Source organism: Pseudomonas sp. UBA3149 (assembly GCF_002364655.1).
Taxonomy (GTDB): Bacteria; Pseudomonadota; Gammaproteobacteria; order Pseudomonadales; family Pseudomonadaceae; genus Chryseomonas; species Chryseomonas luteola.
Window position 1 is genome coordinate 178,648 of the sequence record NZ_DEYV01000012.1, and the last position, 14,542, is coordinate 193,189.

Consider the following 14,542-nt stretch of genomic DNA (forward strand, 5'->3'; position numbering starts at 1 on the left):
TTAAGCCTTGAATGATGTGAAGTGCCGACAACAGCCGAACCCGGCAACTAGCGTTGCCGGGTTCGGCTTCTTACATGAATTTGTAATCGAACCCTACGCGCAGGTAACGGCCCATAGGGTCGTACTGGGAGATGTCGTAGTAGTAGTTACTGCCTAATGCCGGGTCATACGGAGGCTTTTTATTAGCGATATTTTCCAGGGATGCCCGTAGCGTGAGGTTCTTGAAACCTCTATAGCTGACAGAAGCATCAAACTGGCTGTAGCTGCTGACTTTCTCCTTGCCCTCGGTTGCCAATGCGTCCAGGTAAGCCTGATGGTAGCTGCCGGTATAGAGCCAGCTCAGCCGAGTCGTCCAGGCGCTGTAATTCCATGTCAGGCTTGTATTGGCTTTCCAGCGAGGCATGGCTGCCCAGTAGTTACCGCCCGCCACGTTTATCAGAGGGGCGCCCGGATATTCTGGATAGCGGTAGTCCTTCAGGTAGGTCCAGTCACTGGCCAGGGTGAAGTCACCAAACCCATTGGTGGGTATACGCTGCGCCAAGGTCAGCTCATAGCCGGAAGTTTTCAGGTGACCCAGGTTCTCGTACCGGGTGATTACCCGAGTCAGGTGACCATCCTCATCACGAATGACCTGGCCGGGGTAGCTGTCCTGATTCTCGATCACATAGTTCGCCGAGACGGCGTCAATATAGTTCTCGATATCGATGTGGTAGTAATCGAGCCCGATAGTGGTGAGCGGTGTGGGTGCAACTACAACACCCAGGCTGATATTCTTGGTGCGCTCAGGCTTGAGCTCCGGATTCGACTCCTGGAAGCGGTTGATATTGAAGTTCTGGCCTGGGCGAAGCGGGTCGTAGGGGTCCGTTGCGGTGATATAGGAAACAGAGGCGCTATCGGCGTTTTCCGGTATGGTCGGCGCACGAAAACCACGGCTCCAGGAGCCTCGGAACGTGACGCGATCCTCTGGCTGCCAGCGAAAGCCAAACTTGGGCGAGAAGGCCTTGCCAAAATCGCTATACCAGTCCGCACGGCCCGAAGCGTTCAGCTCCAGGCTGTCGAGTACCGGAATGGTGGATTCGGCAAAGAGCGCCTTAACGACCCGGTTACCCGAAAACGAATTCAGACCTGTATTCATAACCTCACCAGACAAGATTTCATCAGCTGCTGGTGTGTTCATTGATTCCGAACGGATTTCTCCACCCAAGGCCAGCCCGATAGGGCCGCTTGGCAGTTCATACAAGTCGGAGTTGGCAAAGGTGAAGTTGGCAGCCTTGGTTTTGGTATGACCGATGCGGGTGCTGTTGATCAGCAGCCCGCGCGCCGCATCGGGCGTAAGTTCGGGATTGTTGAAATTGTACGTTCCGTTGTTGAGCGCATCCTGCAAGGCCAAGTAGCCCAGCGTCTTGCTGTTGTTCTCGACACGGTTGCCTGCATACGACAGGTTGGCGTTCCAGTCCCAGGCCGTATCGGCAATCGTACCCCTGAGGCCAGTCATGGCTCGGTAAGAATCTTCATCGATCTTGGAGGTGCGGCCACCGGATTGCAGAAAAGCTGTGCTGAACGGCATATCGACGCCGAACGGGTTGTAGGGATTGCCTGCCGGTAAAATATTGGCGACCCGCTCAACCTCACCCGCCGCATTGTAGTGGTAGCTACTGCTTGATAGACCGGCTGGCGAAAAGCTCTGCCAGGTATGAGTTTGGCTATAGAGTACTTCACCGTAGCCTTCGAGGTTATCGTTGAAGCGGTATGTGCCCCGGGCGTAGCTGTTGTAGCGCTCGGTCTTGGGAATGACCGTCATCCAGGGTTGTAGGTTGTAGCCGCAGGCGTTGGTTGAGTAAGGCTGATTGAAACTGGCATAAGGCATCAACTGTGAACCCGCCGGGCAGGTCGTTGAGTAGGGTTCCTGTCCTGATGGGCGCCAGACGTTTGTAGTGCCCCAGCCGGTATACCCGGCAAAGCCGGGCTTGGTGTAGTTGCCGCTGGCCAGATAGTCCCGGTCACTGGCCATCAGCATGTCGCGCTGATAGGCATCCAGCCCGAACGAGATGTTGAAGCGATCCTTATCCAGATTGCCAACGCCGCCCGCGATATAGCCGCTTTTCTGATCACCACCGCCATCGTCGCTCCAGCCGCGATCTGCGCCAACCGTAATGCCTTCATCCTTCTGCTTGAGAATGATGTTGACCACGCCGGCAACGGCATCGGACCCATAAACGGAAGATGCGCCGTCCTTGAGGACTTCGATGCGGTCCACGGCTGACATGGGAATGGTGTTGATGTCGGCGAAAACGTCCGACAGGTTTTGTGCAAAGGCGTAGTTGGGCAGCCGCTGGCCGTTCACCAGTACCAGGGTGTATTTCTGGCTCAGGTTGCGCAGTGCAATACCCGCTGCGCCTGGCGCGAAGCTGTTGCTGAAGCTTTCGTTATAGCTCTGCCCGCCATTGGCGGCGAGGTCCTTCAGGAAGTCAGCTACAGTGGTTCGACCAGATTCGCGGATTTCCTCAGAACTGATGACCTGCACCGGGTCCGCCTTGGCACTGTCCGAGCCACGGATATTCGAGCCGGTGACCGTCACGTTGTTGAGGCGTGTTTCCGAGCGTGTTTCCGTAGCGCTGCTTTCATCTGTAGCTTCTGGCGTCTGCGCATAGACGCCGGAGGCAAAGCCGCTCAGCGCGAAGAGAAGCGCTGGCAGAGGACGATGACGGTTAAAGGCAGAGGCAAGCGGCTTTACAACAAGACGTGGAGCGGACTTCAACATGACCAATTCCTTTTAAGGTGGCGGATATCGGCAAGGCGTTATGCGCCTCGGCGTATGCTCAATCTGATCAGTACGTCTGTACTGGCTTTGTGGGTCTGTACAGACGCTGTTATTCAATCCAGCAGTGGCACGTGCCTGTCTCCAGCCAGGGCAGCCGGAGACAGGCAAAGAGGTTAGAAGTGATAGGTCGCACGGGTGAACAGCGTGCGGCCAAGTGGGTCGGTGTAGCGGGGGTCGTAGCCGCTCTGGAACGTATCGGCTTGGTTCGAGAACGGCGGATCACGGTCAAAAAGGTTTTTGACGCCTACGTCCAGATCCAGCGTTTTGTTCCAGGTATAGCTCGCGCTCAAGTCCCACACGGAGTAGGACGCCACACGCTCATGGCCCTCGGTGTCGTAGTCACGATAGCGGGACTGGAACCGGTTAGTGAGCGATGCGCTATAGGGCCCTTTGGCCCAGCTGGCGGTCAGCGCATGTTTCCAGCGAGCTACGACTCGGCCATTGCCTCCAGAGGCGTAATTTCCTACGTTATCGGTGTAGGCGCCCCCCTTTTGCTCCTGGTAGTCGTAGCGATTGACCGCTGTGCCTTGCAGCGTCAGGCCAAACTGGCCGTACGGAGAAGTCGGGAATCGATAGTCCAGGGTTACGTCAACACCATTGGTTTTGACTTTGCCCAGGTTGGCTAGACCCGTGACGATATAGTCGATTGAACCATCAGCTGCTCGCACAATACGGTCAGAGTAGGTTTCAGGGTTGTCAAAGACGGAGGCCTCCGGAAATTCCTCGATCTGGCCGGAAATATCGATCCACCAGAAATCCAGCCCGACGGACAGGTTACGCACAGGTTGGTAGACGAAGCCGAGTGTGACGTTACGTGCAGTTTCCGGCGCTAGGTCCTGATTGCCGCCGCTTCGACTGCGAAATTGCTGCGAGCAATCTCGGCTGGCCAAGCCGCCTGCAGCGGCGTTACCACCTGGGCAGAGTGCAGGGTCACTGTAATCGCCGGCGGTCCAGGTGATGTAGTTCGGTCTATACAACTCATACAGTGAAGGCGCTCGAAAGCCCTCGCTGTACGCCCCGCGAACCACTAATTCCTTTATGGGTTGGAAGCGGAAGGAATACTTTGGGTTGGTTGTGCCTCCCACATCGCTGTACTTGTCGTGCCGTACCGCAGCGGTGAGTTCCAGCGAATCAAGTACAGGCACGTTAAGCTCGGCATATTCAGCACTAACGTGTCTGTCGGCAGAAACAGAAAAATCAGGATCCACCCCAAGGCTGCTCAGATTGCCTGCCCACTCTTCAATAGAGGTAGAGAATTCCTCTTTACGAAATTCGCCGCCAATGGCTAGCGCGGAGGGGCCTGCACCAAACCAATCACCTATCTCACGGCTCACTCGTCCGTCCACTGTTTTAACTCGACCTACAGAGGTCTGGTAATCACCGCTTAGATTGCTTGAACTCAACAGGTTTAAACCTTCCTGGGTCTGTTCACCGAAGGGGTTTAACGTGCCATTGGCAATCCCTTCGGTAATCTGCGTGTCATCCGTATAACCGCTGTGCAAACTGCTAACGACCTTGTTCTCGTTGTAGGAAGCTCCTAAGTTGTAATCCCATCCTGCGACATTGCCATCAAACGTAAGCTGAAGGCGCTGGCTGGTGTTCTGGTCATACTGAACACGAGCCCCTGCCGCCTCCTGACGAAAGTCCACGCCAACAGGCTGAGTCGGGTCGATTGCAAAAGAGGTAGGGGCTGGGGTAATGCCATTTCCTGGGTAAAACGCTGTGCCTGGATTGATCTCAAGACCTGTAACCAGGCTTGGGCCGATGATTGTTGTGTTGTTATTGCGAGCCCAGAAATAATCGAGGCTGACGTTATGATCGTCACTAAGCTTGCCTGTAGCCTTGGAAAAGATAGAGGTCTTTTCTGTTTCAGGCAGCGCATCGATATAGCTACGCGTGCTATAGCGACAGTTCCCGTTGGCATTGATCAGGTTAGGGCCGCTGCAGCCTGACGCTGCCGCCGGGTTTTCGCTAAACCCATTTTGGTTGTAAGTGGCCGGAAAAGCCCGGCCCGAGGTACCGTTCAAACCGCGTTCGGGTTGATAGTCTTTGGTAAAGGAGCGATCAATCGCCGAAAGGTGGTGCTGCTTGTCATAGTTGAGCACACCGAAGACATTGAAGCGATCGTTCTCCAAGTCCCCGAAGCCCCAGCTGCCATTGAAGTTGCGACTTTCCCCGCCACCTGAATGGGTCGGATAGTCATACCCCACGCTGACTTGCCCATCTGTGACACTGGTCTTGGTGATGAAATTGATGACGCCTCCAATAGCATCCGTACCGTACAGGGCAGAAGCGCCATCTCGCAGGATCTCGACGCGATCCAATGCGGCGAAAGGAATAGTGTTGAGGTCAACAGCGCTGCCATCGATAGCATTGTTTGCCAGGCGGCGGCCATTTAGCAGAACCAGCGTCTTGTTGGCACCAATGCCGCGCATGTCAGCAAATGAGGCACCACCCGTACTTTCACCCACGGCTCTACTGGCGTTGTAATTGGATTGACTTGCCACGATACGGCTTACCAGTTCCTCGGTAGTCCGTACACCTTCCTTTTGCAGTTGCTCCGTCCGCAGGATGGTTACAGGCACGGCGGTTTCTGCGTCAACCCGGCGGATGGCGGAGCCAGTCACCTCAATGCGCTGTAACTGGGTTGTCGATACTGCTGCTTCGGGCGAAGCGGCTACGGCTGCAGCGGTAGACGGTGGCGCTTCCTCTTCCGTCGCCTGCTGCGCATGGACCAAAGGTGCTACGCCAAGGGCCAGGCACAACGGTATGAATCGATACCGATGTACGGCCGCGGCGAGCGGAGTGGGAGCAAACGGTTTGGCTATATCTCTCATCATCACTCTTTCATCCCCAAAGGTGAGGCGTTGTTTGTGTGGCTTTATGGGCCGCCTGCGCGCCGGTGGGTTGTGCCTTCCCGGGCGATTTCTCTTTTTTGAAGCAGCCGTTCCCCAACCCGCTTACGCAAGCGCAAGCGGGACGGCTGTACAGCGGGGGATCTAGCGGGAGGTCATGACCGCGATGCGGGTGATTCCCGAACGTTCAATGGACGCCATGGCCTTGGCGACCTGTCCATAATTCACGCCTTCATCGGCTTGCAGCCGGACGCGCACTTCCGGGTCCTTGGCTTTCACATCCTTGAGGCTGGTCTCCAGGAGTTCGGGTTGCAGCTCGGACTTGTCCAGATAGAACTTGCCGTCCTTGTCTACACTGACGATCACCGGGTCCTTCTGCTCGGCCGGAGCGACGGCGTCGGTCTTGGGCAGGTTGACCTTGATGGCATTGGTCATCAGCGGCGCCGTCACGATGAACACCACGAGCAGTACCAGCATCACATCCACCAGGGGCGTGACGTTCATCTCGCTCAGTACTTCATCGCTGTCTTGGGTTGAAAAGGACATTAGCTAGCCTCCCTCATGTCAGCGGCAGTGTGGGATATCGGCTGGCGGGTCACCACAAAGGCGCTGCGCTGGGCCAGGCTGTCGAAGTCGTGGGCGAAGTCTTCCATCAGGGCGGCGGCCAGCTTCAGGCGACGCAGGAAGAAGTTGTAGACCAGCACCGCAGGAACCGCGACGGCAATCCCCACACCGGTCGCGATCAGGGCATGACCGATAGGGCCTGCCACGGTTTCAAGGCTGGCAGAGCCGGAAGCGCCGATGCTCTGCAGGGCTTCCATGATGCCCCATACCGTGCCGAACAGACCGATGAAGGGCGAGGTACTGCCGATACTGGCCAGAATCGCCAGGCCACTTTCCAATGCACGCCGCTCCTTCTGGATCTGCTGGCGCAGGTTGCGTTCAAGGCGATCCGATCGGTTGATGGTCTGGGCCAGCTGCTGGGTATTCTTGGGGGACTCGGTGGTGACCAGTGCGGCAAAGCCGCTGTTGGCGATACGGGCTAGAGCGCCTGGGTATTGCGCAGAATGCTCGGCGGCAGTGAGCAGATCCGGCGCCGCCCAGAAGGCTTTCTGGAAGCGCTTGTTCTCGCCTTTCTGCTTGGTGAACTGGATACCCTTGATGAGCAGGATCGCCCAGGTCACTACGGAAAACAGAATCAGCGCCCAAAGTACGCCGGGAACAATCAAGGAAGTCAGTGAGCTGTTCATATCGTTACCCTCGTAAATCGTCTTGTCGGTACAAGCGGCCGTTGGTTATTGAGGCAGCTTGAAATCAATGGTCTGTGTGGCGAAGCCTTCGATAGGCGTATCGCCGCGCTTGGCCGGTATGAATTTCCAGCCGCGTACTGCTTCTACCGCTGCATCATCCAGCTGCTTCTTGCCACTGGACTTGGTCACGTCCACGCTGCCGGCTCGCCCATTGGGCAGAACACGAATACGCAGGGTGACACTGCCTTCCCAACCCCGGCGCAACGCCAGCGAGGGGTATTCAGGCGGCGGATTACCCAGGCTGGCGAGACCTGAAACCGCAGCGGTTTCCTTGACCGGCGCCGGTGGGGCGGGCGGTGCAGGCGGCGCTTTGGGAGCCGGTGGCGCAGGGGTTGGCTGCGGCGCGGGTGGCGCAGGCGGTGTAGGCTTTTGCACGGGCTTAGGCTTGGGCTTGGGTTTTTCAACCGGCTTGGGCTTTGGCTTCTCGGGCTTGGGCGGTGGCTTGACGGCATTCTCGTCCACCGGCGGCGGCGCAGGCTCCTCGACCTTGGGCGGTTCGGGCTCAGGCGGCGGTGGAGGAGGAGGAGGCGGGGGCGGGGGCGGAGGTGGCTCCGGCGCAGGCGGCGTAGGGCTAGAAAATTCCACGACCATTTCGGGGATCTTGGGTGGTGTTTCCAGTTGTTCAGCCGGCGCGTTATTGATGTACCACCAGATACCGCCATGAAGCAGAAGAGATAACCCTGCCAATAGCGATAAGTCTCGACGCGATACACTACGTAACGAAGAACGGTTCGGTTTGAACGGTATATCTAATACCTGAGTTTGGCTCGCCTTATTGGTATGAAGCCCTCCGGCTTCAACTTTAGTAACAGCATTACCCATCAAACGTCCTCTGCATTAAATCGACAACACGAAGCCATCGAGCCAATAAAGGCCCGCTCCAAGTAACAGCGCGTCGTAATTAGTTAGGACGTTGCTTACGTTGTAGTATTGGCTGCATCAGTCGAACAGGGCTTTTGGCCCTTAGTTACCAAAAGTGCGTTCAGCACATCGAGGCAATCCGATAAGTACGGCGTTGTTGTTTTCATCTTAATTCCCAGCGGGTTGGTGAGAATCATCAACGTCTTTTACTGAGCAATGCATGTGCCAATGTAACGGAAATGTATCAAATTTCTGAATGGCTGCTGAATGGTCGCAAAATTGGAACATTTATACGGTCAAGCGACTTTTTGGTGTCAACTCAGATACATTTTTTGTTGTGTAACTGCACTGTTTGTGTGCGGTTATCTCTTTTTTAGAGCAGGAAGGGTGAGACTAAACTGAAGCTATTTAATAACTTATTAAATATTTTATAAATTAATGATAAGTGTCCTCGATGTGACTGGTTGGTCATTAAGTTTTGTTCATCAAATTGTGAGTATGCCGCATCGTTTGATAACTAATTAAAATAAGTAGTGATGAGGTTATAAACGAACCGCGCCTTGGCTAAGGCACGGTTAAGCGGAAGGGAAGCTTGCAGGACGTATTACTTTACCGAGGCGACTTCATCCTCGGTCGCTGTGATTTCCACACCAAAGCTACCATTTGCCTGATGGGCCCAAAGCCTGGCGTAGGCACCTTTCTTGGCCAGGAGCTCCTGGTGGCTGCCGTCTTCGATAATTCGCCCCTTATCCATCACCAGGATTCGATCCAAGTGGGCAATGGTGGATAGTCGATGTGCAACGACCAGAACGGTCTTATTGCCCATGATTTCATCAAGGCTGTTTTGAATAAGGCGCTCCGTCTCTGAATCAAGACTGGATGTCGCTTCATCCATAATGAGAATCGGAGCGTTTTTTATCAATACCCGGGCAATGGCGATACGTTGCCGTTGGCCGCCGGAGAGTTTAACGCCACGCTCACCTACCAATGCTTCATAACCCTGCTCCATGTGTTTAATGAAATCATGGGCATGTGCACGGCGTGCCGCTATTTCAATATCATCCTGTGTGGCTTTTTCTTTTCCATATCCGATGTTTTCACTCAACGTGCGATGAAATAAACCAGGCTCCTGGGGAATGAGACCTACTTGTCGGTAAAGCGACTCATATGTCATGTCGCGTATTTCATTGCCGCCAATTCGGATGTTGCCCTCTTGCGGTTCATATAGGCGAAGTAACAAGTTTAATAATGTGGACTTTCCTGAGCCGGAATACCCCACTATCCCCACGCGTTGTCCGGCCGGTATTTTGAGTGAGAAGTTTTGGAGTATAGGGCGGGTGGCCGAATATCCAAACGTCACATTTTCAAGCTCAATATCGCCGCGCTCGATTTTTATGTCCTGTGCCGTTTCTCGGTCCGGGTATTCATGGGGTTTTATTAAGGTATCGACACTGTTCTGAATATTGCCGCTCGACTCAAAAAAGTGCAGGAACTGATAACTTAGGTATTTGGCGTTGGCCACGATCAATAAGCCAAGGCTGGCGACCATGACGAACTGAGCGACATCGATTCGCTTTATGTGCCAAAGATACAAGGCCAGAATGATCAGACCCAGCCGCAGAACTAAAGCCATGGCATCCTGAAACCAGCGTACCCGTTCCATGAAGAAGAACGAGCGACGGGCCGCCTGCTTTTCCCGGGACAGATAACGGTCCAGGTACTGCCGCTCATACTGGTTTCTGGCAAAAAGCCGAACGCTGCTCAGGTTGGTAACAGCATCGACTACTTTGCCGGAGGTGGTGCTGCGTGCTTCCGCATGGGCATGGGCAAACACTTGGGCACGTCTGGCCATCTGATAGGACGCCGTGACATAAATGAGCATCCAGGCCAAAAGGCTCAGGCTCAACCAGACGGACGCTGTAGCCAGCAACAATAGCGAGCCGATGAGTGTCACCGCAATCGGCATAAGCTCCACCACGGCCATATAGTTGATTTCGAGCAGTCCCACGCTGGCTTCACTGATGCGCTGGGACAGACTGCCAGCAAACCGTTCGCTGAAATAGCGGTGGGAGTGCTGTTGCAGATAGGCGAAAAGATCGCCAGTGACCCGGCGTTTCTGCATCGGCCGCACAATGATCATGCAGATACTCATGGTGCGTGAGAACAGCATTTCACCTAATGCCAATCCGGCCAGCAGCAGAAGGTAGGGCAGGCAGGCCTCCAGTACATCGGTGCTGCTCCAAAGTCCCTGGCTGACAGCGCCGGTGATTTCACCGATGGCATAGGGAATCAGTGTGGTACAGGCCGCTGCACAGAGTTGCAGCAGAACGATGGCTATATTCCAGCCTGGATACAGCCGGTTGTAATGCCAGATAAACGCCCGCGGCGTGCCGGGTGGAATCGTCAGGGGTTCAGCGGGATCGTCAGACATCGGATAGTCCTGGCTACGTCGAAAGATCAGCAACAATCACAGCGAAAACGGCCCGGTTACCTGCTATGGGAGGAGGCGACCGGGCAAGGCGGGGATAAGCTAGAGCGTGAGCGTGAATCGGCTGGTCAAAACGCCGGGCAACAGGGTTGAGTCGGTATGTCGCTGACCGTAGGTGCTGTCGCTGACGCACAGGTCGCGCCGTTGGGTCACGGCTTCCAGGCTGGAGCCCAGGAAATTGAAGACGCTGTCATCAAAGCGCATCGTACTGACTGGCGCGACGATCTCTCCATTTTCTACCCAGAAACAGGCAAAGCGCGTCATACCGGTCAGACGAGCCACGGTGATATCCGAATAATTCAGGTACCAGAGATTGCCGATATACAGCCCGGTATCCAGGGTTTTCAGAATGGCTTCATCAGCCAGATCCCCAGCTTTCATCACCAGCGATTGCGAGCTTTCGCCATTGCCGGCGCCGTTCTGCGTCAGACCATACTCACGTGCACTACGCGGGCTGATGAGCTGGCCAACCATCCTGCCAGCCTCGACGAGCGGCTGGTCCTGCCGTTGGAACCCGGCCGGGGTGAACGCAGGAGCCAGTGAGCCAGATGCCTGCTCCGTCCAGCTTACCAATGGGCTGAGCAGCATGTGTTCACTGTGCAGTTTTTGCAGTGCACTCCGCTTGGTTGCCAGTTGCCGAGCAGAAAAACTGCCCCAATTCAGCAGGCCTACCACCTCGTTCAAGGCCGCTGGAGCAAGGTATGCACGGTACTCACCGGGCGAAAGCTGCCGGATTGGCTTGTTGAAGTGCGCAAGCTGACGCTGGGCGCTGTCCATCTGTGCGGCTACCTGTTCGCGATCCCAGGAAGTGCCGGCATACATGGATTTGACGGCATTGCCCTTCGGCTCGAAAAGGCTCCAGTCAAAGGTGCAGCTGCTGGCTTCGTGCCAACCTAGGCTGCCCCATGAGCTGGCAAAGCCGCGATAGACAGGGCCGCCGGCATAAAAGCCTACAAGGTCCTGAGCACCCGCCAGTGTGCTGACCTGCTCGGCGATTTCCTCTGCTGACGCAAGATTACCCGACTGAATGTTTTCACTGCGCCAGGGGCTGGTGTCCATCAGCAAATAGGGATCTGCCGGCAGGGCCGCCACGAGTTTGCGCAATGAAGCCAGCGCATCCTGCAAGGTGCTGCGATCGGCCGCAGGGTTACCTGATAGCGTTACTTTGAAGCTGGCATGGCGCTCACCCTGGATCAGCTTGAGCGTTGCCTCCGCCTGTTGAACATGGCCGGCCTGTCGGACCTTGGCATGGTTGAGGCGGATAAAATCGGATGCTTCAGCGCTGTACCAGAGCGTGAAGTGTTCTTCAGCTGATACAGCGGTACGCAACCAGTCCACTAGGGCTGCGAAGACATCGGCCGGCTTTTCGGTGGAGGCGAGTGGGGTTATAGGCATCAGGCTTCTCCTCCGAATACATCGACGTGGCTGAACACACAGGCGGGACTCGCATGGCCGACCCGAATAGCCTGGTTGGGCTCACCCTTGCCACAATGAGCGGTACCCATGACTTCGCGCGTCGAGGCATCGCCCACTGCCGACAGGCTACGCCAGAACTGAGCGGAAACGCCGCGGTAGTTAGGGTTCTTCACAACATGAGTGAGCTGCCCATTCTCGATCATCTGCCCCCATTCGCAGCCAAACTGGAATTTGTTACGTGCGTCGTCGATGGACCAGGAGCGGTTGCTGGCCATGAGCACGCCCCGCTCGATCCTGGCGATCAGCTGCGCAAGCGACTGGTCGCCATTCTCAACGTTCAGGTTGGCCATCCGGTCGATGGGAGGGCGGTTCCAGCTGCAGGCCCGGCTGTTTGCGACGCCTGCCATGCCACTGCGTCGTTGTGAAAGTGCACCCCCCAAGGGTCGCTTGAGAATACCGCCTTCAATCAACAACTCCTTACGCGCCGGGCTGCCGTCATCGTCATGGCTGTAGCTGGCAATCTCTTCGGGAATGTCGGGATCGAAGCTTACGTTGAGCAGCTCGGAGCCGTACCGGTAATTTCCGAACATGTCGGGTGTGACAAAGCTCGTTCCCGCATAGTTACGCTCATCGCCCAGGATGCGATCCAGCTCTAGCGGATGACCGATGGACTCATGAATCTGGAGGATCATCTGATCGGGCATCAGCAGCAGATCAAGCGTCTCATTGGGTGTGTTCGGCGCGAGCAGCAATTGCAGCGCCTCATCGGCCAGGCGCGGTGCGCAGCCGATTAACCCGATGCGCTCCACTGCTTCCCGACCGCCTTGCTGACCCAAGCGGCCAAAGCCGAGGGTACGGGTCTGTGTATCGGTGCCGTCATAGGCGGTAACGTGCATGTCGGGGAAGAGAAACCGCTGGGCCTGCCGTACGCAGGCGCCGTGGTTGTTCAGGTAGATCTGCTCGGTCTCGACAATGTTGAGCTGGGCGGACCAATCCACGAAGCGCTCGTTGCCCGGAACGGAAGCAGACTCCGCCGCCAGGATGTCGAGCCATTCGCGGGTATCGGGAAAGACCTTGTCCAGGTTGGGCGAAAGGTAATCCGCCCTGGCCGTGGCCACCGGCATGTCGGTAAAGTCGATCAGGCTATGCCGGGCCAGTACCTGGGCATACTGCTCGGCCTGCTCGAGGGCTTTCTGAAGGCCCGCTACGGTGAGGTCCGAGGTTGCTGCATAGGTCTCGATCCCATTCAGGCGAACATAGACCATTGCGCCTTCGTCCTTCTGGAAGAAGGGCGGATCGATGACATTTCGGGTGACGCTCAAGGCATGGGTAGTTTCGCTGACATAACGCAGGGACCAGGTGTCAGCGCGGCTGTGAAGTAAGGCGAAGCGTTGTTGCAAAGACGCAGTCACATCGAACATAGCGAGGGTATTCCTCATATCCGAAGCGCCCGGGTACAGACCTTTTGAGTCTCTACCGTGCACTTATCTGGACTCGTTCAAGTCCGCCAAAACAGAAAAGGAACCGTGTTGGTGCCTGATCCGCTCCTTTTGTTGTTCTCATCCAAGAGAGCTGGGGTCTATGAAAAAGTTGTGCCAGGTTTAATCAAGGCAAAATGCCTGTATGCCTTGGTTTAGACGGGCTCGAGCTGTTTCAGCAATGCTGAGGGGAAAGAATAGACGGGTTGGGAAGGGAAAGTATGAAACTACCATGAAAGGACTGGACGCAGCGTGGCCTGCGTCCAGCAGTTGGATCAGGGCTGTCCGACGTGGATGACGATCTTGCCCACAGTACGGCCGGACTCGCTTGCCTCATGGGCCTTGGCAATGTCCTTTAGCGCGAACTCGGCCGACACGACCGGGCGCAGATGACCGCTGTCTGCCAGACGTGCTAGCTCCTGCAGGATCTCGGCATTGGGCTCGATGAAGATAAACGCACTGCGGACATTGTGGGCCTTGGCCTTTTCTTCCGACGGCGGTGCAACGATGGAGACCAGAATACCCCCAGGCTTGAGCACGCTGAAGGACGCTTCCTGCACCTCGCCACCCAGGGTATCGAAGACCAGATCGGCGTCTTTTACGATCTCCTGGAAGTTCTGGCTCTTGTAGTCGATGACCTGATCAGCACCCAGGGATTCGACAAGCTTGCGGTTCTTTTCGGAGCAGGTGGCAATCACCTGAGCGCCGCGCCATTTGGCCAGCTGTACAGCCAGTGTGCCGACGCCGCCTGAGGCTGCATGAATCAGCACCTTCTGACCCGGCTGGGTCTGGCCCACATGCACGATAGCTTCCCAGGCCGTGATACCGGCCAGGGGCAGGGAGGCGGAATCGGCATGGGACAGCGTCTTGGGTTTGCAGGCCACTTCGCTTTCGCGCACCGCGATGTATTCGGCGTAGGTGCCATTGCGCTTGATGTCCGGGCGGGAATAGACCGCATCGCCTTTCTTGAAGCGAGTAACGCTCGCACCGACTTCTTCAACGATGCCGGAAACGTCCCAGCCCAGGGTCACAGGCAGGTCGTAGGGCAGCATGTCCTTCAGATAACCCTGGCGGATTTTCCAATCGACGGGATTGACCGAGGAAGCCACCACACGAATCAATACATCGTCGGGGTTCAGGGTCGGCTTTTCCACGTCGGTATAGGTAAGGACACTGGCATCGCCATAGGAGTGAATCTGAACAGCTTTCATCGAATTCTCCATGAAGTAGGGAGAGCGGCCGCCGTGGCCGTCTGATAGGTGATGTTGTTAGGTTCTTTTCAATGCAAGAGTTGCATTGACCTGCTTCAGGTG

Annotated in this window: 9 protein-coding genes; all 9 read right to left on the minus strand. The window is 56.1% G+C overall.

The genetic code is table 11. The features are described from left to right. Positions 1 to 70: 70 nt before the first annotated feature. The 9 genes from B3729_RS10280 to B3729_RS10320 all read right to left on the minus strand — a co-directional run bounded on the left by B3729_RS10280 (position 71) and on the right by B3729_RS10320 (position 14,440). Complete coding sequence (locus tag B3729_RS10280; protein ID WP_286787809.1) at positions 71 to 2,761, minus strand: TonB-dependent receptor plug domain-containing protein; 2,691 nt, start codon at positions 2,759 to 2,761, stop codon at positions 71 to 73. Between the two features lie 173 nt (positions 2,762 to 2,934). Next, positions 2,935 to 5,661 carry a TonB-dependent receptor gene (locus tag B3729_RS10285; protein WP_286787810.1) on the minus strand — a complete coding sequence of 909 codons (2,727 nt, stop codon included), beginning with the start codon at positions 5,659 to 5,661 and terminating at the stop codon, positions 2,935 to 2,937. Between the two features lie 159 nt (positions 5,662 to 5,820). Beyond that, entirely contained in the window at positions 5,821 to 6,222 is a 402-nt protein-coding gene (locus B3729_RS10290) for an ExbD/TolR family protein (protein ID WP_010795766.1), read from the minus strand. Beyond that, the gene (locus B3729_RS10295; RefSeq protein WP_019367444.1) at positions 6,222 to 6,926 is read right to left on the minus strand and encodes a MotA/TolQ/ExbB proton channel family protein; all 705 of its coding nucleotides are present in this window, start codon (positions 6,924 to 6,926) and stop codon (positions 6,222 to 6,224) included. The genes B3729_RS10290 and B3729_RS10295 overlap by 1 nt, the downstream gene beginning before the upstream one ends. A 45-nt stretch (positions 6,927 to 6,971) precedes the next feature. Then, positions 6,972 to 7,808, minus strand: coding sequence for an energy transducer TonB (locus B3729_RS10300; protein WP_286787811.1), 837 nt, complete (start codon positions 7,806 to 7,808; stop codon positions 6,972 to 6,974). 643 nt (positions 7,809 to 8,451) lie between these two features. Further along, a complete protein-coding gene (locus B3729_RS10305) occupies positions 8,452 to 10,278 on the minus strand; it encodes an ABC transporter ATP-binding protein (protein ID WP_286787812.1) in 1,827 nt (608 codons plus the stop codon). A 99-nt stretch (positions 10,279 to 10,377) separates the two neighbouring features. Continuing rightward, positions 10,378 to 11,730, minus strand: a complete 1,353-nt coding sequence (locus tag B3729_RS10310; protein ID WP_286787813.1) for a TldD/PmbA family protein — start codon at positions 11,728 to 11,730, stop codon at positions 10,378 to 10,380. Continuing rightward, positions 11,730 to 13,172 carry a TldD/PmbA family protein gene (locus B3729_RS10315; protein ID WP_286787814.1) on the minus strand — a complete coding sequence of 481 codons (1,443 nt, stop codon included), beginning with the start codon at positions 13,170 to 13,172 and terminating at the stop codon, positions 11,730 to 11,732. The genes B3729_RS10310 and B3729_RS10315 overlap by 1 nt, the downstream gene beginning before the upstream one ends. Before the next feature lie 332 nt (positions 13,173 to 13,504). Beyond that, complete coding sequence (locus tag B3729_RS10320; RefSeq protein ID WP_125887534.1) at positions 13,505 to 14,440, minus strand: NADP-dependent oxidoreductase; 936 nt, start codon at positions 14,438 to 14,440, stop codon at positions 13,505 to 13,507. Positions 14,441 to 14,542: the final 102 nt, after the last annotated feature.